Source organism: Curtobacterium sp. 179-B 9B NHS, assembly GCF_045370965.1.
In the GTDB taxonomy this organism is placed as follows: Bacteria; Actinomycetota; Actinomycetes; order Actinomycetales; family Microbacteriaceae; genus Curtobacterium.
Window position 1 is genome coordinate 1 of record NZ_JBIQDQ010000003.1, and the last position, 24,542, is coordinate 24,542.

Sequence of the window (24,542 nt, forward strand, 5' to 3'; positions counted from 1 at the left end):
TTACTGGGCGTGCGGCGCGGGGGCAGCGTCGGCCGACGGGACCTGCGCCGCCCGGGTCACCGCCGTGTGCCGTCCTCGTCCGTGCCGTGTCCGACCGTGCCGTGCCCGACCGTGCCGTGCTCGCCGGAGTCGGGCCCGGCGGTGCCGTCCTCGACGTCCGGTCCCGCGGCGGGGACACCGTTCCGACGGGCCAGCAGGGCGCGGACGCCGACGACGCCCGCGAACACGACGACGACCAGCGCGACGATCAGCAGCAGGATCGTGTGGTGTCGGTGGTCGACCGGGGCGGCGGCCGCCTGGGTGGCCGACACCTCGTCGGAGGTGCCGGACGCGGCGTCCGCCGTCGCGGTCGCGGTCGGCGCTGCGGAGGACGCAGCAGCGGTCGGGGTCGGCGTCTCCGCGATGCCCGAGGTCGTCGAGGAGTCGAGCGCTGCCGGGCCGCTCGACGCGAACCGGTACTCGCCGGAGATCGGGTGCCCGTCGACGGAGACGCTCCGCCACCGCACCGAGTACGACCCCGCTTCGGAGATGTCGAGGTCCTTGCCGATGGTGTTGCCCTCGACCGTGACCTCGCCGGACGTGTGCTCGGCGTCCTCTGCGTCGGTGACGCTGATCACGATGCCGGTCTGCAGGCCGCTGAGCGGCGGTTCGGAGAGGGTCAGGGTGATGCGGTCCAGGTCACCCGCGACCGTCGCGTCGGCCACCGGGTCGGACGCGACCAGCACGTCGTGGGCCGATGCCGGCCCGGCGACGAACAGGACGGGCGCGAGCGCTGCAACGAGGACGGTGGCGAGGAGGGCTCGGAGACGCACGGGTGCCTTTCGACGAGGGCGGACCCGGCTGGTACCGGACGCCCCGAGCGTACCCGGGGCGTCCGGCAGAGCGGCCCGGTCAGCCCTTGCTGACGAACTGCACGTCGGACGAGCCGAGCTGCAGCTGCTCCTCGATGCCCTGCTGGTCGGTCGAGCCCCAGCGCTCCGCGATCTTGCCGTCGACGAACTTCGACACCTGGATGCCACGGACGGTGAACGAGCGTCCGGTCGGCTCGTGCCCCTGGAACGGACCCGTGTGCGTGCCGTGGATCGTGAACACCGCGGTGACGAAGTCGTCGGTGACGATCAGCGGGTCGGCCTCGAGCGTGACGTCGGGGAACGCCGTCGTGAACTCCGTCCAGAAGTCGACGATGCCGGCGAGTCCGGGCGCCTGCCCGGGTGCGGGGTCGTGGTCGACGACGTCCTCGTGCCAGGCCTCGTGCATGCGACCCCAGTCGCGGGCCTCGAGGATCCCGCCGAGCTTCTCCTGCGTGGCGGCGTTCGCGTCCTTGGTCATGTGGGTTCCTCCCGTGGTCGGACGGTGAGGGTCCTGGCTACGCCGGAGACCCCGGAACGACCCGGGTGTCCGAGGGACACGCTGTCCGATCGGCGAACGACGGTGGCGACGGACGGGAGGAGCGTGGCGACCCCGCCACGCTCCTCCCGTCCGTCCGCCGACCGGTCAGCGGCCCGTCCCGCGCTGGATCTCGACGTCGCCCGCCACCGCCGTGAACCGGTACTGCTGCGCGGCACCGGGGTCGGTACCGAGCTCGTTGTCGACGTCGCCGACGGTGGCCTCGGCGGTGATCCGGTAGTCGCCGTCCGGCAGGCTGACCACCTGGTCGCCCGACGTCGTCTCGACCGTGATGCTCCGCGGCGCCGCAGCGAGGGTGAGCTGCACGTCGCCCGAGGTCGCCTCGACGGCGAGGGCGTCCGCCCGCCCGTCGAGCGTGACGTCACCGGCGGTGCTCGTCAGTGCGACGTCACCCCAGCTGCCGGCGAGCAGCACGTCGCCGGCGGTGGCGTCGACCTCGACCGGGACGTCCGCGGCGTCCTCCGGCACCCGCACGGTCAGGTGGGCGCCCTGTCGGACCCCGACGGAGAGGTCGACGATGCTCCACGCCGGACCGGACACCGTGAGGTCGAGCACCCCGTCGCGGACCGCGTGCCGTTCACGGAGTCGGGTGTCACCGGCGACGAAGACGACCTCCGTGCGGTTCACGTCGACCCGCTCGACGCGGACGTCGGTTGCCCCGGTCTCGATCCGGATGCGGTCGAAGGACTCGTCGACGGCACTCGTCCGTGAGTGGTCCTGCCGGTCGCTGGCGGCGACGGACTGCACCACGACGACGGCGAGCAGTGCGACGAGCAGCACGGAGCCGACCACGAGCAGGACGGTCCGCAGGGTGCGGGGACGTCGGGGAGCCGGTGGGGGCGTGGAGTCGGTGGGCGGGGCGGTGGTCGTCACGGGGATCTCGTTCCTTCAGGTGCTGGTGCGGGGTGGGCGGGCGGGGCGGGGCGGGTGCGCGGTCAGCGTCCCCGGCCGGCGGCCTCGGACAGGTAGCGGAGCACGGCGAGCACGCGGCGGTTGCCGGTGCCCTCGGCCGGGACGCCGAGCTTCGTGAACACGGCGGAGACGTGCTTCTCGACCGAGCTCTCGGTGATGTGCATCGCAGCGGCGACCGCGCTGTTCGACCGACCCTCGGCCATGAGCTGCAGGACCTGGAGCTCCCGCGGGGACAGGGTGTCGATGCCGTCCGTGCGGCGCGAGCGAGCGAGGATCTGCGCGACCACCTCGGGGTCGAACACGGTGCCACCCGAACCGACCCGCGCGACGTCGCCGAGGAACTCGTCGACCTCGACCACGCGGTCCTTGAGCAGGTACCCGAGTCCTGCGGTGTCGCTCGTGATGAGGTCGGCCGCGTAGCGCTCCTCGACGTACTGGGAGAGCACGAGCACCGCGACCCCGGGGTGCTGCGCGCGGATGAGGACCGCGGCGCGCACCCCCTCGTCGGTGGAGGTCGGGGGCATCCGTACGTCGACGATCGCCAGGTCGGGGCGGTCGGCGGCGACGGCGTCGAGGAGGGCGGGAGCGGTGTCGACGGCCGCCGTCACCTCGTGCCCGGCGTCGGTCAGCAGGCGGACGAGTCCGGCCCGCAGGAGGACGGCGTCCTCGGCGATCACGATGCGCACGGGAGCTCCACGGTCACTCGGGTCGGGCCGCCGACGGGGCTCTCGGTCAGCAGGGTGCCGCCGGCGGCGCGGACGCGGTCGCGCATCCCGCTCAGTCCGCCGCCGGGGTGACCGTCGGTGCCGGCGCCACCGACCCCGTCGTCCCACACGACGGTCCGGACACCGCCGGGCACCTGGTCGACGGTGACGGAGCACCGCGTGGCACCGGAGTGCTTCGCGACGTTCGTCAACGCCTCGGCGACGGCGAAGTAGAGGACCGCCTCGACCTCGGGCCGCGGTCGACCGGTGAGCACCACGTCGACGGTCGTCGGGACGGCGTTGCGTGCGGCCACGGCGGACAGCGCGGCGTCGAGCCCCCGGTCGGTGAGGATCGCCGGGTGGATGCCTCGGGCGAGCTGTCGGAGCTCGGTGATCGAGTCCTTCGCGTCGCGGTGCGCCTGGTCGAGGAGCTCCCGGGTGGCCGCGGGGTCGCTGTCGAAGCGCGACCGGGCCATGCCGAGGGTCATCGCGAGCGCCACGAGCCGGGGCTGGACGCCGTCGTGCAGGTCGCGCTCGATGCGGAGTCGTTCGGTGGTCGCGGCGTCGACCGCACCCTGCCGGGCGTCGGCGAGGGCGTGGATGCGGTCCTGCAGCGCCGCGGTCCGGCTGGAGCCGAGGAGCAGCGGTGCGAGCGCCCGGTCGAGACTGCCGGCGCCCCACACGTAGAGCACGGTCACCACGAGGAGCACCACGCTCGCCGTGACACCACCGGCCGTGCCACCGGGGAGCAGTCCCGGCAGGGGACCGGATCGAGCCGTCGTCACGATGAACGGAGCGAGCGTCACGAGCGAGAGGAACCCCCACCCGAGGACGGTGGACACCAGGTGGTGCGCCAGCGCCCGCCAGGTCACCGGGTCGGCGAGGTCGACGAACGCCTGCACCACGGGACGCCAGAGCCCGGTCGTGCGGGTCGTCCGGCGGATCGGCCGTGGGATCTCGACGTCGCGGAGGGCCGCGGCGCGGCGGCGCTCGAGCTCGGCGGCCCACCGGGCCGTCAGGGTCGTGGCCACCAGCAGGAGCACCCCGACCCCGGCGGCGGGGATGCTGCCGATCGAGGTGGCGAGGAACGTGACGAGGAGGACGGTCCAGACGAGGCCGAGGAACGCGTCGAGGAGGAGGTCCACGGCGGAGCTCCAGAGGGCGATCGCTTTCTGCACGGCTTCACAGTAGGGGCGGACGCGAGCACCGCTCGACGGTGGTGACCGCACGATCGGGTGGGGGTTTCCCCCACCCGCCCACGGACGGACGGGAGGCGCGCGGCGACCCCGTCACGCGCCTCCCGTCCGCCGTGTCGGTGGGTCAGCGACCGGCGGCGTTGTGGTTCGCGACCTGCGTCGCGGACAGCTCCGTCGAGTAGACCGCGGCGTACCGCATCGACCCGGTGAAGTACTCCCTGGACGGCGCCCCCGGCCACCCGCTGATGGTGTCGTACCCGATGCGGAAGTACCCGGTGTAGTTCTCCGGGGCCTTGAACGCGGTGTTCGACGCGACGAGGGTGCCGTCCAGGTACAGGCGCATCCCGTTCGTCGGCGACATCGTCGACACGACGTGGTGCCACGCACCGTCGGTGACGGCCTTCGGGGACGTGATCACCTGCGTGGTGCCGTTGTACGAGCCGAACACGAGCTGCCCCGAGGTGTTGACGTAGATCTGCCGGTCGTGCTGCCCCGAGGTGGCGACCTGGTTGCTGCCGAAGCCGATGAGCAGTCCACCGGCCACCGTGGTGCGGAACCAGACCTCCTCGCTGAAGGTCGTCGGGTTCGCGTAGGCCCGCGGCGTCGAGACGAAGCTCGTCGACCCGTTCAGCGTGTACGCCGGACCACCGTCGCGGGAGCACGCTGCCGGGTTCGCGGTCGTGGTCATCGACCCCTGGTAGGTGCCGGCGTTGCCCTTGCCCGACGAGTCCGCCGCGGTCTTCGCGCCGGCAGCCTCGTCGAGGTCGTAGGCGAACAGCGCGCCGGAGGCGTCGGCCAGCGCTGCGGCACCGCAGGTGAAGTACGGCGCGGTCGCCGCGGTGTTGCCGGTGTTCGCGACGGTCGCGCTGTACGCGGACCGCGTCGGGGCGAACTGGTTGAGCAGCACGACCACGGCGAGGGCGACGACGAGCAGCGCGGCGACGACCCGGCCGTCGCGGAGGCGAAGGGCCCTCACGAGGCACGCACCGGTTCGACACGGCCGACGGCCAGGCAGAGCACGAGCGGCACGAGGCAGACCAGGACGAGCGCAGCCCAGCCGACCGGGTCGAGGTGGATGTTCGAGGTCAGCTGGTAGTGCCCGTTCGCCGTGAGCTCGTGGATGACGACGCGTCCGACCTGGCCGTCGACCAGGTGCACGGTGGTGCCGCCGTGGGCCTCGACGCGGACGGGGAACATCCCGGAGGAGACGATGGTCGCCTCGACACCCTCGGGGCTCGAGGTGTTCGTGATCGTGGTCACGTTCACGAACGGCTTGAGGACGAAGGCTGCGTACGAGGTCGTGAGGGCACCACCGGCGATGCGCAGGCAGGTGCGGGTCACGCGGTCGGTGAAGGCGCTGGTGAGCGTCCAGATCAGCAGGGTGCCGACGAGCAGGATCGGTGCGGCGCGGAACAGCCAGCCGAGGTGGGGCACGAGGAGCACCGGTGCGCCGATGACGTCGTGCTGCGTGAGCGTCCACGGGTCGGTGGCACCGTTGATGTCCCCGCGGGTGTGCAGGCCCTGCGCGTCGATGCCGATGATGCGGTGCGTGTAGACGACGCCGGGGTTCGCATCGGTCGCGAACGAGACGACGTCGCCGACCGCGAGCGTGTCCACGTCGACCGGCATGTCGAGCACGAGGGTGCCGACCGGGGCGGCCACGCCCATCGAGGGCGTCTCGACGACGAACCAGCGACCACCGGCGGACAGGAACAGCACCGCGGCGGTCAGCAGCACGGCGGCGACCGCGGCGACCGTCCAGGCGAGGACGGTCTCGGAGCGGCTGACGGCACGGCCGCGCAGGACCGGACGGTCGAGCGTGCCGCTGAGCGGGATCGCTGCGGTCTGGCTCATCTGCTGCTCCGGTGGGGTCGGCCGCCCCGGAGGGACGGCGGGTGGTGCGGGTGCGGGGAGTGCGTGGGGAAGGGGGGCGGCGCTCGGGCGTGGGGGGACGTCCGAGCGCCGCCGGGGTGGACGCGTCCGACCGGACGGGGGGACGACGGTCGGACTGCGCCGGGGGTGACGTCACCCGGCCGGAAGGGGGGAGGCCGGTCGGGGGGCGTCGGTCTGTGGAGTTCGGTCTGGGAGCGGGGGGTACCGTGCCGGCGGGACGGGATCAGGGCGTCACGCCGGCTCGCTCCCTGCGGGTCAGGCGGTGAAGGTCCAGGTCATCGGGACGGACGCTGCGAGGCCCTGGTACGTGTTGCCGGCCGACGGGTCGAGGGTGACCGCGAAGTTGAACGGCACGGTGGCGCCGGCGGCGGGGGCCTGGGGCATCGTGAAGGACGAGGCCGGCGCACCCTTGAAGCTGGCGAGGGTACCGCTGAAGACGGTGGTCGAGCCCGAGGTGATGACGAGGTTCATCTTCGCGCAGAGGTCGGTCGCGGTGCCGTTCTGCGTGCCGTTGGCCGACTGCGTGCAGGTCGCACCCGGGGTCAGCGTGAAGGTCGCGGCGTTCGCGGTACCGGTGTTCTTGATCGAGATCGCGGTGTTGACGGTGTTGCCGGGCGTCATCGTCGTGCTGCCACCGAACTTGTTGATGGTGGAGCAGGTCGCCGCGTTCGTGGAGACCGAACCACCGTCGGTGCTGAGGCAGGTGACGGTCGCGCCGGCGTTCTGCTCCTGCATGACCAGCGTGCCGGTCGCGGCGGTGTTGCTCGAGTTGGTGATGCTCGCGGCGAACCCGGAGAGGGTGCCGGTGAGCGAGAGCGACAGCAGGACGGCGGCGAAGATGCCGGCGAGGAGTGCCACGGGGGCGAAACGGATCCGCTTCATCGCGGAGGTGCGGAGCTTGGTGGACACGGTGTACCTCATCGTTCGGTGGTGGTGCGGGCAGTCGGAGCAAGTGGTTCGGGCTCACTTGCTTCAATGATCAAGATAGTCAGTTGTTCACCAATTTGACCACTCGTATACTTACCCCAGAGCGGGGGACGCCCCGTGTCCCCCCTTCGACGGAAGCAGGTCCCGTGGCCCCCTCCACCGACGACGCCGACCTGATGGCGGCGTTCGCCGCGGTCGTCCGCGCGAACACGAGCCTGGTCGGCCAGCTCAGCACGCGAGCCGGCATCCACGAGAACGCCCTGCGCGCGCTCGTGCTCGTCAGCGACACCGGGTACTCGACCCCCACCGAGGTCGCCGGCTACCTCGGGCTGACCTCGGGTGCGGTGACGAACATGATCGACCGCATGACGGCCGCCGGGCTGATCGAGCGCGCACCCAACCCCGCGGACCGACGGGGGTCCCTGCTGCGCCTGCTCCCGGCTGGCGACGCCGTCGTCGACGACTACCGCGCGCGCTACGGCGCGATGCTGCGCGCCGTCGACGGCGCGCACGGCGGCGAGCTCCACGAGGTGCTGAACTCCCTGGCAACCAGCCTGTACGAGCAGGCGGCCGACGCGATCGGCGTCCGCGGGGACTGAACCGGGACGCGACGGACGGGAGGCACGGCGAGGGCCCGCCGCGCGCCTCCCGTCCGCATGCCCCAGACTGGAACGATGCCCCAGCTCCCCGTCGTCTTCGAGGTCGGCTCCATCATCGCGCTCGTCGCGATCCTGCTCGTCGACCTGCTCATCGTCGCCCGCCGACCGCACGTCCCGAGCCTGCGCGAATCGGGCACGTGGGTCGGTGTCTACGTGGGGCTCGCGCTCGTCTTCGCGGTGCTCATGCTCGTCTTCGCCGGCGGGGACGCCGCAGGGCAGTTCGTCGCCGGCTGGCTGACCGAGTACAGCCTGAGCATCGACAACCTGTTCGTCTTCGTCATCATCATGGCGCGGTTCAGCGTGCCGAAGGCGATCCAGCAGGAGGTGCTGATGCTCGGCATCATCATCGCCCTGGTCCTGCGCGGGGTGTTCATCCTGGTCGGCGCGCAACTCATCGAGGACTTCACCTGGATCTTCTACCTGTTCGGCGCGTGGCTCATCTGGACCGCGATCCAGCAGCTCCGTGAGGACGACGACGAGGAGCAGCAGGACAGCGCCCTCGTCCGCCTGCTGCGCCGTCGGGTGCGCATCACGGACGAGTTCGACGGCATGAAGTTCCGCGTCTCCCAGGACGGCGCGAAGCACTTCACACCGCTGCTCATCGTGCTCATCGCGATCGGCACGACGGACCTGCTGTTCGCGCTCGACTCGATCCCGGCGATCTTCGGCATCACCGAGAGCGCGTTCATCGTCTTCACCGCGAACGTGTTCGCCCTGATGGGTCTGCGGCAGCTGTACTTCCTGCTCGGCGGGCTGCTCGAGCGCCTGGTCTACCTGAAGTACGGGATCGCGCTCATCCTGGCGTTCATCGGCGTGAAGCTCGTGCTGCACGCCCTGCACGAGAACGAGCTGCCGTTCCTCAACGGGGGCGAGGGGTTCTCGTGGGCGCCGGAGATCCCGACGTGGGTGTCCCTGGTGGTGATCCTCGTCGCGATGGCGGGCGCGACGGGGGCGAGCCTCGTCCGGATGCGACGGGACGCGGTGGTCAGCGGGCGCTGACCGTCCGGGCCGCGGTGGTCGGCCGGCGCTGACCCTGCGGCCGCGTCAGGCGGCGGGCTCGGCGCTCTGCGGGATCGGCAGGGCGATCTCGACGTCGGGGTCGTCCTGCCGGGCCGCCCGGATCATCGAGTTCGCGGTCGCGGCGAGCGGTACGGCGAAGAACCCGCCGGCGATCCCGCCGATCGTCGTGCCGGCGATCACCGCCAGCAGCACCGCGAGCGGGTGCACGGCGACGACGGACCCGGTCAGGAACGGGTGCAGCACCTGGCCCTCGAGCTGCTGCACGAGCACGACGACCCCGAGCATGACCAGGGCGACCACCCAGCCCTTGAACAGCAGTGCCAGGAGCACCGCGACGGCCCCGGCGGCGAAGGCCCCGACGACCGGGATGAACGCCCCGACGAACACCACGACACCGATCGGCCCGGCGAGCGGCACCCCGAGCAGGAACGCGCCGAGTGCGATGCCGATCGCGTCCGTCGCCGCGATGACGACCTGCACGCGGATGAAGTGCGTCAGGGTCGTCCACCCGGCCTCGCCGGCGACGCCGATCCGGTGCTGCGCGGCCCGGGGGAAGAGCGAGACGACCCACTCCCACATCCGCCGTCCGCCGGTGAGCGCGAAGATCGTCACGAAGGTCACGATGAAGAGCCCTTCGCCGAGGTGCACGAGCGTGGCGCCCGCGACGACGACGCCCTGCTGCAGTTCGGCGGCGTGCTGCTCGACGAAGGTCCTGGCGTCCGTCGAGAGCGTGTCGAGGTCGACCGACGGCAGGCCGAACGGTGGGTGCCGCAGCAGGTCCTGCACGGTACCGATGAGCGCCACCGTGCGGTCCTCGAGGCTCGGGAGCTGCTCGCTGACGCGCCAGACGACCAGGAAGACGAGCAGGGCGATCCCGACGACGAGCGACAGCAGCGCGAGGACGATCGCGAGCCACCCCGGGACACCGTGACGCTGCAGCAGGGCACTGAAGGGCACGAGCAGCGCGGCGACGACCAGCCCGATGAGCAGGGGCACCACGACGTTCGACAGGGTGAAGGCGATCCACCCGACCAGGCCGACGGCCGCCGCGATGACGAGGATGCGACCGGCGAACACCGCGCCCGTGCGCAGGCCGGACGGGCGGGGAGCGGGTGTGGTGGTCACGGGGTGTCCTTCGTTCGGGGTGCTGGTGCCGGGCGATCGGTCGAGCGCTCGGCACGGGGGTGCGCCACGTGGTCCGGTGTGCGTCGGGACCAGGTGCGCTGCACGTGGTCCATCCACGTGACGACGACGGTGTGCGGGGTGGTGAGCGCCGCGATGAGGACCAGGTAGACGCCGAGGTCGGCTCGGCGGACCACGGCGGCGAGTGCCACGAGCATCGCCACCGCGATCGCGGTGATCGGCCACGCCTGGCGGGCGAAGCGGAGGAACGGCGCGAGCAGCCGGCCGCGGTGCAGCTGTCCCGCGCTCGTCGGCTCGGTCAGCTCGAGTCGCAGGATGTGCCGGACCGCGTGCCACAGCGTGAAGTAGAGGCCGACCGCGAGCACCGGCGGTACGACGGCGAAGAACGCGACGAGCACGAGGTCCTCGGAGACCTGCCGCCAGCGCGGTCCGCCGGCACGGGCGACGACCACGACGTGCAGCACGACGAGCGCGGCGACCAGGACGGCGCCGGCGAGCCGGACCGCGCCGGGCACCACGAGCACGGCGCCGTCGAGCCCGCCGTCGACCACCGCCGCCGACTCGACGACCACGTGCGCGGCGGCACCCGGCTGCGCGACGAACGGCACGGTCATCGGCAGGGCTCCGCGCACCGCCACGGTCAGGGTGGACCCGAGCGCACCCGGCACGCCGTCGCCGAGCAGCCGGTCGACGAACAGGTCGCCCTGCCCCCAGTGGAACCAGGTGATCCCGACGAACACCGCGAAGCCGAGCAGCGGTGCGGTGGTCCAGAGCGCGACCGTCGCCGCGCCGACGACGAGGTACAGCGCCACGACGGTGACGACCGACCGCGCGGTGCTCGTCCCCGGCCGCAGGCGCGCGGGGACCAGGTGGTCGAGGGCGCCGTGGGGGAGCCCGAAGACCAGCACGCTCACCGCGAAGGGCACGAGCTGCACCGCCACGGGGACGGCAGCGCCGCTGAGCGTCGTGACGGCGCAGGCGAGTGCGACGAGCGCGAGCACCGCGGTCACCGGCGCGAGCACGCGGTCGGCGACCCAGGTGCGGAGCGCGGGCGGCGCTGCGAGCCCGCGGTCGGGCAGGACGCCCGCCGGCACCGCGGTCACGATCGGCCCCCGGACCGGACGGCCGTGTCCCGGTCCGTCCGGGTCCGGGTCCGGGTCCGGGTCCGGGTCCGGGTCCGGGTCTGGGTCTGGGTCTGGGTCTGGGTCTGGGCGATCGTGTCCCGGTCCGTCCGGGTCCGGACGACCGCGTCACGGGCGGTCCGCGCCAGTGCCGCCAGGAACGGGCGCTTCTGCAGCGCCAGGACGATGCGCAGCTCGTCGATCAGGCCCGACCGCTCCGACAGGAACCGGACGACGAGGGGACCGGGCAGCGCGAAGAGCCGCCGGAACGCCTCCGCTGCCTGCTCCGGCCGGTCCCGCAGGAACCGCAGGAACACCGCGTCGAGGAAGCGCGTCCGCCACCCGTCGACGAACGGCGGCACCGCGGTCCCGGCGGCGAGGTGCTGCGCGACGACGGCGCTGTGCCGGTTGCTGCGGGCGAACCCGTAGCCGCTGCTCGGTCGGGTCGTCCCCACGACGGCGGTCGCTGCCGACCACCGGGCGTCGGGCCGTGCGGGTGCGTCGGTCATCGGGATGCACCCGCGTTCCTCGTCGACCACGCGCCACTCGTCCGGACGGAGCCCCCACCGTCGCCCGACGTAGCCGGCGACGTGGCCCTCGTGGTCGAACGGGTCGGCGGCGTCCGGGGTGAAGACCGTGCTCTCGACGAGCGCCTCGGTGGGGGAGACCGGCAGGACGTAGACGAACCGGACCGGTCCGGCGGCGTCCTGCCCGGTGAAGTCCATGAGCGTCGCGGTCGACGTGTCGAACACGGGTCGGTCGGCGGTGACCCAGTGTCCGACGAACCGCTGGTGCAGGAGCACGCGGCCTGCTCCGACGTGGTCCGGGCACCGGGGTCCACGGGCGTCGAGCACCTGCCGTGCGCGCACCGTCCCGAGTCGGGAGGTCACGACGCACCCGTCGTCGGTGCGCACGACCGTCGAGACGGGGGCACCGCCGACGACGCGGACGGTCCCGGCGGTGTCGTGGCCACCCGCGGCGATCCGTCGCTCGGCTGCCTCCCGACGATCGGCGGCCCGGACGAGCACGTAGGGGTGTGCGGGGTCGGTCCCGGTGCTCGTTCCGTGGTCCGTGCGGACCTCCCACCGGTCCCAGCTCGCCGACCGCGCCTCCGGCAGGGGATCGCTGCCGTCGTCCCACGAGCACCACGAGCGCGGGTCGGGCGTCGAGCGCCCCTCGAGCACGAGGACGGTCGGTGCGCCCGCGGAACCGGCCTCGGCACCAGCACCGACACCGGCCCCGGCCCCGGTCTCGGCCCCGGCCCCGGTCTCGGCCTCGGCCTCGGCCTCGGCGAGCCGGATCGCGGTGGCCAGGCCGGAACAGCCGGCCCCGACGATCGCGACGTCGACGGTGCCGGGCAGTGCCGGACGGACGGGGCCGGGGGCCGGAACGCCGTGCGCTCCGACCCCCTGGCTGGTCGCGACCGTCGGGTCAGCGACGAGCACGCTGCGCACCGGGGGCGGCGGTGGCGTGCTGCGAGTGGTGCGCCGTGGCGGTGTTCGGGAGCGTGCCGTCGGAGAGCTTCTCGGACGAGATCCAGAGCGCCTCGGGGAGGGTGTCGACGCCGGTGCGGACGTCCTCGGCGGAGCGGAGCTTGGCGATCTTGTGGATCATCGAGCCGAAGCCGACCTTCGCGACGATGTCGGCCGCGGACAGGATGATCTGCATCCACGTGATGACCGCGCCCCCGTGCCCCCAGCCCTGCAGGCCGAAGACGACCGGGTACGCCATCCACGTGATGATCAGCAGGATGCCGGCATTCCGCAGCGTCGCGGCGGCGGGGGTGCCCTTGAGGTCACGGCCCCCCTTGACGACGACGTAGACGACGAGGACGTACAGAATCACCATGAAGATGCCGGAGATGATGCCCCAGGTCCACAGCGCGCCCGTGTTCGTGCCGGAGTCGATGACGACGCCGCCGACGAAGCCGGTGCTGATCATCAGGAACGCGGCGGCGATGCCCACCGCACGCAGTCGACGGGCCGCGGCACCGGCGAGGGTGGCGACGGCGATGAGCTCGATCACCAGCAGCGGCACGGTGACGGTCCAGTCGAAGTAGCGCGGCGCCCAGGACAGGATCGCGTTCGCGTTCGGCACCCAGGACGCACCCTTGCGGTCGTAGCCGATCGCGAACTCGAGCACGAGCAGGACGTACGACAGGAACGCGATGCCGGTGATGCACAACCCCGCGTACACGCCGCTGCGGTACCGGCCGGTGACCTCGCTGACCGAGACCCACGACTTCACGAAGAACGCGAAGAGCGCGAGTCCCGCGACCGAGAGTGCGTAGACGATGAGCGTGTGCTCCGCGAGCGTCAGCGTCGCGTTCCACGGAGCGAGTGCATCCGACATGGGGGTCCTTCCGGGGGATCGAGGGCCGACGGGACGCCGCCGACCAGGAAAACTTGCTCCTGGGCAACCGTCGCGGTTCCCAGGCCCGGCTGCGGATGGGGTACAGCACCGTCCGTAGCGTGGTGATCCCGAACGAACCAGGGCACGATCGCGCCCGTCTCACCCCCAGGGGTGGTCCTGAGAGGATCCAGATGTCCGAGCGCATCCGCGTCGCACTCGTCAACGACTACGAACTCGTCCTGCGCGGCCTCGCCGACCTGCTCGCCCCGTTCTCGGACCGACTCGAGGTCGTGCAGCTCGACGCCCGTCACCGGGTGACCGTGGACGTCGACGTGGCGCTCTACGACACGTTCGCCCAGCCGCAGCCCGACGACGAGGACGTGACCCGGCTGGCCTCGAACCCCCGCATCCGGACCGTCGCCGTCTTCACGTGGAAGATGGACCAGGACCTCATCGACGCCGCCGTGTCCCGTGGCGCGACGGGCTACTTCGCGAAGAGCTCGACCGCCGAGCAGCTCGCCGACGGGCTCCTCCGCGTCGCGGCGGGCGAGCGGGTGCTGGACGAGCCGCGACGTCGGGTGGCGAGCGGGCCGGGTGTCGACTGGCCCGGCCGCGAGCTCGGGATCTCGGACCGGCAGTCCGAGATCCTCGCCCTGATCACCCAGGGGAAACGCAACGACGAGATCGCCGACCTGACGCACCTCAGCCCGAACACGGTGAAGACCCACATCCGCACGCTCTACAGCAAGATCGGCGCCCGGACCCGGGTCGACGCGGTGCTGTGGGGGACCGACCACGGGTTCCGGCCCGACCACCGCAGCGTCGACCGGGCCACGTCGCCGTAGGCTGGCCCGGTGGGCGACGACGATGAGCAGCAGTCACGAACGGAGTCGTCCGTCGTGGACGCGTCGGTCGTCGGGCTCGGCATCGTGCTCCGCTCCCTCGCGCCCGCGCTCGAGCAGGTGACGCTGCAGCAGTACCGGATCCTCGTCCTCCTGGCCACCCGCGGGCCGCTGCGGGCCGGGGACCTGGCCGTCGAGCTCGGGCTGCTCCCGTCCGGCATCACCCGGATGGTCGACCGTCTGGTCCGCGACGGGTGGGTGACCCGGAGGACGTCCGGTCGCGAGGTCCTGGTCACCGCCGGTGAGGACGCCCTCGCGCTCGTCGAGCACGTGCTGGCGCGCCGGGCCGTCGAGTTCCGGGCGGCGCTCCGCCGGATGACCCCCGAGGAGCGGTCCGCCGTGCGCACGGCGGCGGACGCGCTGGCGCGCACCGCGGTCGCGGACCCGGTGCTGGACGCACAGCTCCTGCTCGCCACCCCACCCGAACGGTGATCCCCGGGTCGTACCGTGGGGGCGTGACGATCACGCTGACCAGGACCGACCCGCAGGGCGCCGACCGGGAGGCCCTGGTCACCTTCCACACGTCTGCCCGCTTCCCCTTCCACGTCCGTCCGCAGCCCACCCGCGTCGACCTGGAGCGCGCGATCGACCGCGGTGCGTTCCGCGACGACGAGCACGACTCGTGGTGGCTCGACGACGAGCGGCTCGGACGCGTCGGGCTGGTCGTCCTCGAGGACCTGCAGGACCCGGCACCACTGCTCGACCTGCGGCTCGCCCCGGCGTTCCGTGGGCAGGGACTCGGGGTACCGGCGCTCCGAGCGGTGACCGGTCACGTGTTCCGCACCATGCCCGACGTGACGCGCTTCGAGGGGCAGACGCGCGAGGACAACACCGCGATGCGACGCGTGTTCCTGCGCGCCGGGTGGGTGCAGGAGGCGCACTACCGGGAGTCGTGGCCGGTCGAGGGTGGAGCACCGCTGGCGTCGGTGGCGTACGGCGTGCTCCGGCGGGACTGGGAGACGGGTCGGGTGACGACGTTCGCGTGGGACGCCGTCACGCTCGACGACTGACCGAGGAGTCGTCGCGATCAGCCCGACTCGTCACGGTCAGCCCGACTCGTCACGATCAGGACGGCTCGTCGACCAGGGCGGTGAACCGACTGCCGACGCCGTACACGAGGTGCCGCGTCGTCCCGGCCGCGGGCGGCGGCACCTCGTCGTGGTCGTCGCACACGAGCAGCGTCCAGTCCGGCCACCACTTCTTCGGCCGCTCCTGCTCGGAGAACCCGCAGACGGCGCACTCCAGGTGCGTCCAGACCTTCTTCGTCCCCGTGCGGTTGCCCCGGGACTGCACCAGCCAGGCGGGCGGGTCCTGCTCGATGCGCTCGAGCTCGGCCTCGCTGATGTGCGACGGGATGCCGTGGCGAGCGGCCATCTCGAGGGGGATGTCGAGCCGGATCGCGGCGTCACGGCGGGAGAGCATCCGTCCAGGGTAGGTCGTCCCGAGGTGTGCGGATGCGCCGGTTCCCGCGTCGCCACCCGGCCACCCGGGTCATCCGCGCGGCGGATCTTGCCTGAGCTCCCGTTCAGCCCACGGTGGAACGACCGGTGCTGACCGGGACTTTCCCGTCTGCCCCTCGGGCGGGGGACCAGCCGCGCGCCCAGGATCCTCCTACTCTGCGCGAACCGACAGATTCCCGTTCTGTCACCTGACCCCTGGGGGAACCCGTGCGCCGTAGCACCTCCACCGCCCGACGCGCCTGCGCCGTCGGCACGACCATCGCCCTCGTCGGCCTCACGACCGGCCTCGGCATCATGACCGCGACGTCGGCCTCCGCCGTCGAGCCGACGACGAGCACCGCCGTCGCGGACGGCGGGACCACGTCGACGGTCGCCCCGAGCACCGACAGCCCGAGTACCGACACGCCGGGCACGGAGGCACCCGCGACGGGGACCCCGACCTCGGACGCCCCCGCCACCGAAGCACCGTCGACGGCTGCTCCGACGACCGACGCCCCCGCCACCGAAACCCCCGCCACCGTCGCGCCGACCCCGTCCGAGGGCGACGAGCCGACCGGCTCCTCGACGACCGCCGACCGCCCCGCGGCCGCCGGCACCGTGACGATCGACGGCGTCGCCGCGGTCGGGTCGAAGCTCACGGCCGAGCCCTCGGGCTTCACCGCCCCGACGAACCTCAGCTACTCGTGGACCGTCGACGGCACGTCCGTCAGCCAGGGCCAGAGCTACGTGGTGAAGCCCACCGACGCCGGCAAGGTCGTCATGGTCACCGTCACGAACACGCAGGGCGGGATCGCCGTCGAGTCCGAGTCGGCCCAGACCGACCCGATCACGCAGGCCCCGGTCTTCGTCGACGAGGACGGCGAGCCGGTCACCGACGGCATCACGACCGAGGGCGACCTGACCCTCACCGCGACCGCGGGCGAGGCGTTCTCGTACACCTTCCGCGCGATCGGTTCGCCGAAGCCCGTGCTGGCCCTCGACTACTACAACTCCGAGGACGGCGAGGACGCGGACGGCTGGACCCCGGCCGACCAGCTGCCCGAGGGGATCTCGTTCGACCCGGCGACCGGCGTGCTCAGCGGGACGACCGTCGATGCCTCGTACTGGGACTTCGCCGTCACCGCGACGAGCGGGACCGAGACCGTGACGCAGACCGTCGAGCTCGACGTGCAGGCCGCCGCACCGGTCGGGCTCGAGGCGACCGCGGTCGACCGCGCCGACTTCATCGACTACGCGAAGGCCGGCTTCCCGGTCGGCTGGTTCGACGACGAGGAGACGAAGAAGTCCGGCTCGCTCCGGTCCTGGATCATCAAGGCCGACGGGTCGGTCGTCACCGAGCACACCGACTGGGAGCAGACGCCCTTCGGCGGGTCGGAGTTCATCGACGAGGTCCCCGGCGGCACCCCGACCGTCCCGCAGGGCGGCACGCTGCTGCTGTCCGGCACCCTGGTCGACGAGTTCGGCAACGCGGTCGAGGACGAGGAGGACGACCTCGGCGTCACCACCGTCGACGTCCGCTCGAACGTCGCGTCCGACGTCGTGGAACAGGACTCCCTGCTCGGTGACTCGGGCTTCGTCGGGGTCACCTTCCCGCACGCCTCGGTGCACCGCCTGACGGTCAGCGCGTCCGACTTCAGCACCGCGTTCGACGTGCAGGTGACGCCGACGCCGGTCGCGGCCGTCCCGGGCGGCACCACGACACCCGCTGCGGTGCAGCACGGCACCGCGTCGGCGCCGAAGGGCCACGGCCGGCTCGCCTACACCGGCGCCGACGAGACCTCGCCGATCGCGTGGGCACTCGGTCTGCTCGTCGCCGGTGCCGGCCTGATCGGCGCACGCACGCTGCGTCGTCGACGCGCCCGTTCCTGACCCGGTCCCTCCCGTCCGTCAGGTGCCCACCTGACGGACGGGAGGCTCCTCCCGCGGCCCCGCCACGTCCCTCCCGGACGCAGCGGGGCCGTCGCGCGTCCGTGGACGGGTGGGTCAGACGGCGATGCGGCCGCCGTCGACGGGCAGGACCGCGCCGTGCACGAAGGACGCCGCGTCGGCCGCGAGGAACGCGATCGCCTCGGCGACCTCCTGCGCGGAGCCCGGGCGACCCGCCGGACCGGCCGCGGCCAACTGGTCGAGTGCCTCACCCATGGCCGCGGTGCCCTCGGTACGGGTCGGTCCGGGGCTGACCGCGTTCACGCGGACGCCGGAGGGACCGAACTCGGCCGCCCACGACTTCGTCAACAGGACCAGCGCCGCCTTGGTCGAGCCGTACAGGCCCATGCCGGCGGCGCCGAACTCGGCGACCATCGTGGTCACGTTGACGATCGCGCCCGTGCCACGCTCCGCCATGCCCGGCGCGAGCGCTGCGACGAGGAAGTACGGCGCCTTGACGTTGAGGTCGTAGACCTCGTCGAACCCCTCGGGCGTGGTGTCGGCGGTCGGGCCGAACGGGAAGATGCCCGCGCTGTTCACGAGCACGTCGACCCGACCGTCACCGATGCGCAGCGCCGCAGCGGCGAGGGCCCTGGCGCTCTCCGCGTCGCCGAGCTCGGCGCGCACGAAGTCTGCGGTACCGCCGGCCGCGCGGATGCCGCGGACGACCTCCTCGCCGCGCTCGGCGCTGCGGCCGGACACGACGACGTGCACGCCGCGCGAGGCGAGGAGCTCGGCGGTCGCGCGGCCGATGCCGCTGGTGGAACCGGTGATGAGGGCGGTGGTGCTCATGGGACAGTCCTAACTGAACAGATCTGTTTGGTTTGTGGTGCTGGTAACTGTACAGATCGGTGCAGTAAAGTCAAACCATGGCCGAGCCCACCAAGACACGCCGCCGTCCCGCGTACGAACGCGCCGTCGTGACCGCCGACCGGCTGTTCTACGAGCAGGGCATCCACGCCGTCGGGGTCGACCAGGTCGCGGCAGCAGCGGACATCTCGAAGGCGAGCCTCTACACGCACTTCCGCACGAAGGACGACCTCGTGCTCGGATACCTGCGCGGCCGGAGCACCGCCTGGCAGGACCACGTCGCGACCGAGCTCCCGCAGCGCGGCGCGACACCGCACGAGCGGATCGTCGCCGTGTTCGCGCTGCTCGGCGAGTGGTTCGACGAGCCCGGTTACCGCGGGTGCCCGTTCATCAACGTCGAGGCCGAGTACGGCGGCGGACACCCCACGCACGAGGTGACGCTCGAACATCGCGACTGGGTGCGCGGACTGTTCAGCGGCCTCCTGGCAGAAGCCGGCTCCGCGGACGTCGACGGCACCGCGCTCCAGCTCTGCCTGCTCTACGACGGCGCCATGGCCAGTGCGCAGGCCGACCCGTCCCGACCGTGGGCCCGGGCGGCAGCGGCAGCCGCTCGGGCACTGCTCGGACCGGCGCTGTAGCCGGTCCGCCGGGAGGGGCGCGGCCCGACCTCGTGGTCACCGGGCGCGGTCGGGCGCCGGCCTGCTGAACAGGTTGACGACGTTGCCGTCGGGGTCACGGACCAGCGCGGAGCGGTTGCCCCAGGGCATCGTGGTCGGCTCGAGGACGACGTCCTCCGGTCCGAGCCGGAGCTCCGCGAAGGCGCCGTCGACGTCGGCGACCGCGAACTCGATGAACACCGACCGGTTCGTGGCGGGCGTCAGGGCCCCGCCGAGCATCGCGACGGTGGCGGTACCGGCGATCGCGAGGGCCGCGCCGGGGCCGGTGAACTGCGCGAAGACGGGTGCGGGGCGTTCGGCGCGCTGGCCGGTGACCCGCTCGTAGAAGGCGACGAGACCGTCGAGGTCGTCGGTGACGATGCGGATGGATGCGAACGACAAGGGGTCCTCCGGTGGTGCTGGTGCTGACGTGGTCGGCGCCCAGCCTCACCGGGGGTCGCGACACCGTCCTGTCGGTGTTCGCGGGATCCCGTCCGTGTCCGCGGGATCCCGTCGTGAGAGCGCGGACGCGGTCAGTCGACGACCGGGCGCAGTCGCCCGTACTCGACGCCCAGGTCCTCGGTCCGGAGCACGCGCCTCGGTGGTCGTTCGTCGGTGACCTCGATCGCCACCATCCGGTCGGCGCGGAACGCACGGACGCCGTCACGCAGTCGGCACCACGCGACCAGGTACCACTGCCCGTCCTTCTCGATCGATCCCAGCGGTTCGACGTCCCGGATCGAGACCGCGCCGTCCGCAGCCCGGTACCGCAGGCGCACCACCCGGTCCGCACCCAGCGCCTCCGCGAAGGCGACCGGCGTGACGGGGTCCTCGTCGGCCTCCAGGAAGTGCACCCGGGACGCAGTGGCACCGGCGCGAGCCGCGTCGCGGTCAGGCATGACCGCGAGCACCTTGCGTGCCGCGGTCCGGGCGGCCTGCCGGAACGGGCTGTTGCCGAGGGCGCCGAGGCCGATCAGCACCGCGAGGGCCTCGTCCGGCGTGAAGCCGGCGGGGCCGAGCGTCGCCGATGCGTCGATGACGTACCCGCCGGTGCGGCCGGGCTCGGCCCAGATCGGCAGACCCGACTGCTGCAGCGCCGCCAGGTCCCGCTCGACGGTCCGCACGGACACCTCGAACCGCTCCGCGAGACGGCGTGCGCTCCGCGGACGGGGTGCGGCCGCCCGGAGCTCCTCGACGATGCCGTAGAGGCGGTCGGTGCGGTTCACGGACCCATCATCCGGCAGGGCGGACCGGTCCGCGGACGTCGGGTCCCCGAGCGCCCTTCGGTGCGACGGTGCTCACACGTGCGCGAGCCGACCAGGCGGGAGTCGAGCCAGCACGCCCCCGGGCAGCGCCCCCTGCGCGACGCAGCATCTCGATCCGGCGTTCGGAGCGGCGCGAGCGGATGCTTCTCGTTGACTCAGACGACCGTCGGGCCGTCAGACCGCTGTTACCTTCAGCCCATGAGTACCGGGCATGGCAATGCACCGCTTCGCTTGACTCCGGCGGTACGGATCGCAGCGGTGCTCGCCGCCGCGTACGGCTTCTCGCTCGTCGCGCTGGCAATCGTGCTCGCCACGGATCAGGCCCTCCATCGAGGAACGTCGGCCACCTCCACAGCCTCGCTGCGTCTCGCGGGGTCGTGTACTTCATCGTTGCGTGTATCGCCGGCGCTGCTCTGCTGATGACGGGCAGCGTCCGAGCATGGCGCGGCGCGAGGGGGCTTCCAGCGCTCATCCCCCTCGGACTCATCGTTGCCATCGGTTGCATCGGCGAGCCGATCGACATCTTGACCGGTCAGAGCTTGAGCTCCGACATCACCGGTGTGGCGATCATCTGCGCCGCCGCCCTCCCGGCAGTACTCCTGATCCTGCCCCGAAAGGACACTGCGTAGCGATCGGCTGATGAAACGGCGGCCGTCTGGCCGTCAGCCGATGCCGAGCAGCGGTCTCGCTGACCGATCGGCTGTCGAGATGCGAGCCGTAGTTTTCATCGCCGACTGGTTTGATGAGCTGTGCGACGACAACGCGGAGAACCGGACACGCGCAAGCCAAACCTGGCACTCGTGCTGGCGCTCGTCGCCGGATTCTTCTGGCTCCTCGCGCTTGCGCTGCCGATCTACCTGCTCGCCCTCATCGGCAACCTCCCCGGGGAGGACCCCGAGCGCGCCGAGCGGTCCCTTGTCATCGCTTCCGGCGCTTCCTTGAGTTCCGTGCTCCTCGCAGTCCCGGCAACGATCGGCTCTTTCGTTGTGCGCCGCGCAGGAGTCCGCAGAACCAGCGCCGGAGCGGAATCGACCTGAGATCCGTGTCCGACAGCCGGTCCTTGACCGGACGGCTCTAGGGTCTACATCCCCTTGCGCTTATTGGTCTCCCAGTAGCCGAGCACCACGTCGTCTCCCTCCGGCAGCTCTCGTTCGACGAGCAGCAGCAGACGACGTCCTTGGCGTTCGTGGGAGCGCGCAGCCGCCTCAGTCGGCCAGCCAGTTTCGATGCCGTAGTTCTCGTTGAAGTCGCGAGCCCATTCGAGAATCTCGTGCTCAAGTCGGGGCGTGAAGGACGGCGTGCCAGCGTCGCAAGGACCGTCGTCGTGCAACAGCGGCCAGTCGCGGCTGTACTCATTCATCAGCCGGTAGCGCACACCAGCAGGATCGCACAGGTAGCGAGACCCTGTCCGAGCCCGATCTCCCGGAGGATGTCGTCGAGCTGCCGCTGCCGCCCTTCGACCAACTCTCCGACCAGGCCAGCATGGACGGTCTGAGCGACACGGACCTCGAGCAGTTCCGCATGCAGGCCGTGTCGCAGCCCGCCTCCGTCCTGCGCGATCCGGTCGTGTTGCACGATCAGGGAGGCACGCGTGTGCCGACCACGCTGGTGTGTTGTTCCTTCCCGAGCGCGCAGGTCCTCGAGCTTGCCCGCGCGGGGCATCCGATGTTCGCGCCGATCGCAAAGCTCGAGCGAGTCGACGTCGTCGATCTCCCGACCGGGCACTGGCCGATGTGGAGTCGTCCAGAAGAGCTGGGACGGCTGATCGCCCAGGAGTCCGCGCGGTAGTGGCGCCTTCGACGACGACGTCCGGAAGCTCAGCGGTTACCGGACGCTCGGCGATGAGAACCGATGCTTCACTTTGGTCTCCGCCCTGAGCGCGGGATCCAGATCGCGACTCCCGCGTGGGTCGACACCTCGACGAGCGACGACCGCCCCAGCATCGAAGGCTGCTGGGGCGGTCGTCGCCTCACCGCGGTCCTGGCCTCTGCCGCTTCCGTCGGGCGATCACGGCATCTCCAGCGATGAGGGCGAGTGCTGAGGCGGCTCCGATGATGGCGAGCAACCACCAGCCTATGTCGGTGAGGAAGCCGATCAAGCCGAGGACGACGATGGGAATCGGAATGTATTTCAGCAAGTTCATTGCACCTCAACTGCAGTTGCTTCGAGCGGTCTTCACGAAGGGTCGAGACTCGCCGCCGATCTTCGTCTGGTAGCAGGAGTTGCCCGCGTACTTCTTGTTCGAGTAGATCTTCGCGATGCTCGTGAAGACCTGCTTCACCGTCACTCCTCCAACGGCGGTGCAGAGGATCGCGGCCGCTTTCGCGGGTCCCGCCGGGAGTTTGGTCGCGCCCCCGCAGATGGCGGCAGCGCTGAGTCCCGTAACGGCTGCCACTGCCGTAGCGATCGCCTTCATCTCCGCTCCGGTCAGGTTGATGTACGCGCCGGGCCCGTAAGGAGTGCCGGTGATACCCGCAGTGATCTTCGGATCTGCGACCACTGGGTACGTGGTTCCTGCATTCCTGTGTTCGACCACCTGGACGAGGCGTCCGCTGTCCACCTCGTAGTGGGTCGGGACAGTGACACCAGCCGCGTCCTTTGCCCAGGGAGCGTCGATGATGCCTGCGACGGGCGGCACGGTGTCGTCCGTCTCCGGGCTGTCGAAGAGCACGACTGAACCGTCCTCGTTCAGAACTGGGACGACCGAGTCCGGCAGTGCGTACGTGAAGCGCGACGGCGCGGCGTTGTCCTGCAGGACTGCCTGGACGCGCACTCCATCGCTGAGCGCCTGTGCTGCCACGTCAGTCGACGTCGCGGCGTTGGCGTAGACGACCGTACCGTCCGCCGCAGCTTGCCCGACCGCGTTCCGTGCAGCCCCCGGCAGGCCGAAGCGCAATGTGCCGTCCGCAGTTGCGAGCTCGATCGCACCGGCGGTGTCTTCTGGGAGCGTCGTCACCGACGAACCACCGTCCTGCACATCCAATTCAGGAGCAACGCGCGCGATGTCCTGAGCAACTGCGTCCGCGTCCGAGGTGCCGTCGGCGTGCGCCACTCCAGCGCCTGCCAGAACCAGTGCTCCAGCAGCAACGGTGGCCAAGAGTGCGTGTGTCCTCACCTGCATGTTCGATCCCCTCATCGTCCAGTGGGCAGTGCGCCGGTCGGAGCTTGACAGCTACGCGAGGGCCCGCGCATCCAGCCGAGGAGGGAGGCGCTCTGGCCAGACGGCCAGCACGTGACCCCAGGCGGACGTCTGAAGTGCACCTCAGCTGAACGTAAGGATCCGTGACCGGCTCGGTTCGACAAAGGCGGGCTCTCTGACCTCCTCGTGGATCTGAGGCTTCCAGCTGACCGTGATGGCGGGTCAGCTGGTCGGGGTGTGGAGGCGAGCAGCACTGGGGTGCGGCGCGTCAGCCGACGGCGTCGCATTGGGGAGTGTCGAGTTCAGGGCACCGAAAAGGACGCGGATTGCCCGCAGTTCGAGGCGATGGTCGGGTCGTACGAGGACGGGGACATGCCCTCCCCCTCCACAGAGTCCCGATAGCCGATCAACTACCGGACAGCTGAGATCAAGCCTCGCCGTCTGCTGCTCGCTACCTTCGATTCATGAGCAAGTCATCGTTCTGGCGTCGGGCGAGCATTGCTACCGCCTCCCTTGTGCTGGGCCTGGCGTGCCTACTGACGCCAGCGCGGACCGCGATCACGACACACGGCTTCCCGACGTGGGTCCTCGCCGTCGTTCTTCTGATTGGCGGCGCGGGCTTGTGGGTTGATGCGCTGATCGGCCGAGCTCGAGATCGCGATTGAGTCGAAGGGGTTGGAAATTTCCGGCTGCTCTTCTCAGTGCTCGTCAGCTGTGCTCTCGACGTCACATCGGCGTATCAGATGACAAGCCCCATCGGGCGTTACGGCTGCCTTTCTGCACGGTGCAAGATGGGGTCGTGAGCAAAGAACCCGAGAAGAAGCGAACGTGGTCGCGTGGCACCATGATTCTCGTCGGATCCTTGGTCGTCCTGTCCCAAGTGCTCACGATCACGTCCCGAATTCTTGACGGCGACAGCTTCTTCAGCCCGTGGGTCATCTTCAGCGCGGCCCTCGCCGTAATCGGTGCAATCTTCGCCGGGATCGCGCTCACCAGGACGAAGCGGTCTCGCTGACGCCTCTCGCGTCCGGTAGCCGATCGGCTATCGAG

30 protein-coding genes are annotated in these 24,542 nt (G+C 71.4%); 12 read left to right on the top strand and 18 right to left on the bottom strand.

Annotation, left to right across the window (positions count from 1 at the left end):
• Positions 1–56: 56 nt before the first annotated feature.
• From ACH0A8_RS03540 to ACH0A8_RS03575, 8 genes are all read right to left on the bottom strand, one after another.
• Positions 57–812, bottom strand: a complete 756-nt coding sequence (locus ACH0A8_RS03540; protein WP_406906531.1) for a copper resistance protein CopC — start codon at positions 810–812, stop codon at positions 57–59.
• 79 nt (positions 813–891) lie between these two features.
• Complete coding sequence (locus ACH0A8_RS03545) at positions 892–1,329, bottom strand: ester cyclase (RefSeq protein WP_271825854.1); 438 nt, start codon at positions 1,327–1,329, stop codon at positions 892–894.
• A 165-nt stretch (positions 1,330–1,494) separates the two neighbouring features.
• On the bottom strand, positions 1,495–2,280 hold the full coding sequence (locus ACH0A8_RS03550) for a DUF4097 family beta strand repeat-containing protein (RefSeq protein WP_406906533.1): 786 nt from the start codon (positions 2,278–2,280) through the stop codon (positions 1,495–1,497).
• A 62-nt stretch (positions 2,281–2,342) separates the two neighbouring features.
• On the bottom strand, positions 2,343–3,005 hold the full coding sequence (locus tag ACH0A8_RS03555; RefSeq protein WP_209684806.1) for a response regulator transcription factor: 663 nt from the start codon (positions 3,003–3,005) through the stop codon (positions 2,343–2,345).
• Positions 2,993–4,201: a sensor histidine kinase gene (locus tag ACH0A8_RS03560; RefSeq protein ID WP_209684804.1), complete on the bottom strand. Its 1,209-nt coding sequence runs from the start codon at positions 4,199–4,201 to the stop codon at positions 2,993–2,995. The genes ACH0A8_RS03555 and ACH0A8_RS03560 overlap by 13 nt, the downstream gene beginning before the upstream one ends.
• A gap of 142 nt (positions 4,202–4,343) precedes the next feature.
• Positions 4,344–5,195 (bottom strand): LamG domain-containing protein, encoded by an 852-nt coding sequence (locus ACH0A8_RS03565; protein WP_406906536.1) that lies wholly within the window; start codon positions 5,193–5,195, stop codon positions 4,344–4,346.
• On the bottom strand, positions 5,192–6,073 hold the full coding sequence (locus tag ACH0A8_RS03570; protein WP_209684801.1) for a S26 family signal peptidase: 882 nt from the start codon (positions 6,071–6,073) through the stop codon (positions 5,192–5,194). The genes ACH0A8_RS03565 and ACH0A8_RS03570 overlap by 4 nt, the downstream gene beginning before the upstream one ends.
• A gap of 294 nt (positions 6,074–6,367) precedes the next feature.
• On the bottom strand, positions 6,368–7,021 hold the full coding sequence (locus ACH0A8_RS03575) for a hypothetical protein (RefSeq protein WP_209684798.1): 654 nt from the start codon (positions 7,019–7,021) through the stop codon (positions 6,368–6,370).
• 164 nt (positions 7,022–7,185) lie between these two features.
• Here ACH0A8_RS03575 and ACH0A8_RS03580 point away from each other — a divergent pair, with 164 nt between their 5' ends.
• Together ACH0A8_RS03580 and ACH0A8_RS03585 are read left to right on the top strand one after the other, a co-directional pair.
• Entirely contained in the window at positions 7,186–7,638 is a 453-nt protein-coding gene (locus ACH0A8_RS03580; RefSeq protein WP_271825857.1) for a MarR family winged helix-turn-helix transcriptional regulator, read from the top strand.
• Between the two features lie 75 nt (positions 7,639–7,713).
• Positions 7,714–8,697 (top strand): TerC family protein, encoded by a 984-nt coding sequence (locus ACH0A8_RS03585; RefSeq protein WP_209684796.1) that lies wholly within the window; start codon positions 7,714–7,716, stop codon positions 8,695–8,697.
• A gap of 45 nt (positions 8,698–8,742) precedes the next feature.
• Here ACH0A8_RS03585 and ACH0A8_RS03590 read toward each other — a convergent pair whose 3' ends face one another.
• Genes ACH0A8_RS03590 through ACH0A8_RS03605 form a run of 4 tightly spaced genes read right to left on the bottom strand, consistent with a single transcriptional unit; the run spans position 8,743 to position 13,334 of the window.
• The gene (locus ACH0A8_RS03590; protein ID WP_209684795.1) at positions 8,743–9,843 is read right to left on the bottom strand and encodes an AI-2E family transporter; all 1,101 of its coding nucleotides are present in this window, start codon (positions 9,841–9,843) and stop codon (positions 8,743–8,745) included.
• A complete protein-coding gene (locus ACH0A8_RS03595) occupies positions 9,840–10,964 on the bottom strand; it encodes a Brp/Blh family beta-carotene 15,15'-dioxygenase (RefSeq protein WP_406906539.1) in 1,125 nt (374 codons plus the stop codon). The genes ACH0A8_RS03590 and ACH0A8_RS03595 overlap by 4 nt, the downstream gene beginning before the upstream one ends.
• On the bottom strand, positions 10,961–12,427 hold the full coding sequence (locus ACH0A8_RS03600; protein ID WP_406906541.1) for a lycopene cyclase family protein: 1,467 nt from the start codon (positions 12,425–12,427) through the stop codon (positions 10,961–10,963). The genes ACH0A8_RS03595 and ACH0A8_RS03600 overlap by 4 nt, the downstream gene beginning before the upstream one ends.
• A complete protein-coding gene (locus ACH0A8_RS03605; protein ID WP_251160767.1) occupies positions 12,414–13,334 on the bottom strand; it encodes a bacteriorhodopsin in 921 nt (306 codons plus the stop codon). Before ACH0A8_RS03605 ends, ACH0A8_RS03600 begins: the two co-directional genes overlap by 14 nt.
• Before the next feature lie 191 nt (positions 13,335–13,525).
• Between ACH0A8_RS03605 and ACH0A8_RS03610 the strand changes: the two genes are divergently transcribed.
• From ACH0A8_RS03610 to ACH0A8_RS03620, 3 genes are read left to right on the top strand one after another with little or no spacing between them, the layout of a single operon-like run.
• Positions 13,526–14,179: a DNA-binding response regulator gene (locus tag ACH0A8_RS03610; protein ID WP_406906542.1), complete on the top strand. Its 654-nt coding sequence runs from the start codon at positions 13,526–13,528 to the stop codon at positions 14,177–14,179.
• A 9-nt stretch (positions 14,180–14,188) separates the two neighbouring features.
• Positions 14,189–14,668, top strand: coding sequence for a MarR family transcriptional regulator (locus ACH0A8_RS03615; protein WP_251155627.1), 480 nt, complete (start codon positions 14,189–14,191; stop codon positions 14,666–14,668).
• Between the two features lie 23 nt (positions 14,669–14,691).
• Entirely contained in the window at positions 14,692–15,246 is a 555-nt protein-coding gene (locus ACH0A8_RS03620; protein WP_406906544.1) for a GNAT family N-acetyltransferase, read from the top strand.
• A 55-nt stretch (positions 15,247–15,301) separates the two neighbouring features.
• Here ACH0A8_RS03620 and ACH0A8_RS03625 read toward each other — a convergent pair whose 3' ends face one another.
• Complete coding sequence (locus tag ACH0A8_RS03625) at positions 15,302–15,658, bottom strand: hypothetical protein (RefSeq protein ID WP_251155629.1); 357 nt, start codon at positions 15,656–15,658, stop codon at positions 15,302–15,304.
• A gap of 245 nt (positions 15,659–15,903) precedes the next feature.
• On the opposite strand from ACH0A8_RS03625, the gene ACH0A8_RS03630 reads away from it, so the two are divergent.
• Positions 15,904–17,565, top strand: a complete 1,662-nt coding sequence (locus ACH0A8_RS03630) for a putative Ig domain-containing protein (RefSeq protein WP_406906546.1) — start codon at positions 15,904–15,906, stop codon at positions 17,563–17,565.
• A gap of 114 nt (positions 17,566–17,679) precedes the next feature.
• On the opposite strand, the gene ACH0A8_RS03635 is transcribed toward ACH0A8_RS03630, so the two are convergent.
• Entirely contained in the window at positions 17,680–18,414 is a 735-nt protein-coding gene (locus ACH0A8_RS03635) for an SDR family NAD(P)-dependent oxidoreductase (RefSeq protein WP_144411401.1), read from the bottom strand.
• A 77-nt stretch (positions 18,415–18,491) separates the two neighbouring features.
• Between ACH0A8_RS03635 and ACH0A8_RS03640 the strand changes: the two genes are divergently transcribed.
• Positions 18,492–19,070 (top strand): TetR/AcrR family transcriptional regulator, encoded by a 579-nt coding sequence (locus ACH0A8_RS03640; RefSeq protein WP_406906548.1) that lies wholly within the window; start codon positions 18,492–18,494, stop codon positions 19,068–19,070.
• Between the two features lie 36 nt (positions 19,071–19,106).
• On the opposite strand, the gene ACH0A8_RS03645 is transcribed toward ACH0A8_RS03640, so the two are convergent.
• Both ACH0A8_RS03645 and ACH0A8_RS03650 read right to left on the bottom strand, forming a co-directional pair.
• On the bottom strand, positions 19,107–19,490 hold the full coding sequence (locus ACH0A8_RS03645; RefSeq protein WP_406906550.1) for a VOC family protein: 384 nt from the start codon (positions 19,488–19,490) through the stop codon (positions 19,107–19,109).
• Positions 19,491–19,621: 131 nt separating this feature from the next.
• The gene (locus ACH0A8_RS03650; protein WP_406906552.1) at positions 19,622–20,314 is read right to left on the bottom strand and encodes a helix-turn-helix transcriptional regulator; all 693 of its coding nucleotides are present in this window, start codon (positions 20,312–20,314) and stop codon (positions 19,622–19,624) included.
• Between the two features lie 237 nt (positions 20,315–20,551).
• On the opposite strand from ACH0A8_RS03650, the gene ACH0A8_RS03655 reads away from it, so the two are divergent.
• Both ACH0A8_RS03655 and ACH0A8_RS03660 read left to right on the top strand, forming a co-directional pair.
• A complete protein-coding gene (locus ACH0A8_RS03655; protein ID WP_406906554.1) occupies positions 20,552–20,773 on the top strand; it encodes a hypothetical protein in 222 nt (73 codons plus the stop codon).
• 380 nt (positions 20,774–21,153) lie between these two features.
• Positions 21,154–21,390 (top strand): hypothetical protein, encoded by a 237-nt coding sequence (locus ACH0A8_RS03660; protein WP_066657508.1) that lies wholly within the window; start codon positions 21,154–21,156, stop codon positions 21,388–21,390.
• A gap of 44 nt (positions 21,391–21,434) precedes the next feature.
• On the opposite strand, the gene ACH0A8_RS03665 is transcribed toward ACH0A8_RS03660, so the two are convergent.
• Positions 21,435–21,728, bottom strand: a complete 294-nt coding sequence (locus ACH0A8_RS03665) for a hypothetical protein (RefSeq protein ID WP_400428633.1) — start codon at positions 21,726–21,728, stop codon at positions 21,435–21,437.
• A 107-nt stretch (positions 21,729–21,835) separates the two neighbouring features.
• Here ACH0A8_RS03665 and ACH0A8_RS03670 point away from each other — a divergent pair, with 107 nt between their 5' ends.
• Positions 21,836–22,141 (top strand): hypothetical protein, encoded by a 306-nt coding sequence (locus ACH0A8_RS03670; RefSeq protein WP_400428631.1) that lies wholly within the window; start codon positions 21,836–21,838, stop codon positions 22,139–22,141.
• A 361-nt stretch (positions 22,142–22,502) separates the two neighbouring features.
• Here ACH0A8_RS03670 and ACH0A8_RS03675 read toward each other — a convergent pair whose 3' ends face one another.
• The gene (locus ACH0A8_RS03675; protein ID WP_406906556.1) at positions 22,503–23,450 is read right to left on the bottom strand and encodes a hypothetical protein; all 948 of its coding nucleotides are present in this window, start codon (positions 23,448–23,450) and stop codon (positions 22,503–22,505) included.
• A 506-nt stretch (positions 23,451–23,956) separates the two neighbouring features.
• Here ACH0A8_RS03675 and ACH0A8_RS03680 point away from each other — a divergent pair.
• Together ACH0A8_RS03680 and ACH0A8_RS03685 are read left to right on the top strand one after the other, a co-directional pair.
• Positions 23,957–24,157: a hypothetical protein gene (locus ACH0A8_RS03680; protein ID WP_144411404.1), complete on the top strand. Its 201-nt coding sequence runs from the start codon at positions 23,957–23,959 to the stop codon at positions 24,155–24,157.
• 134 nt (positions 24,158–24,291) lie between these two features.
• Positions 24,292–24,507, top strand: a complete 216-nt coding sequence (locus ACH0A8_RS03685) for a hypothetical protein (RefSeq protein ID WP_144411405.1) — start codon at positions 24,292–24,294, stop codon at positions 24,505–24,507.
• The last annotated feature ends 35 nt before the right edge of the window (positions 24,508–24,542 follow it).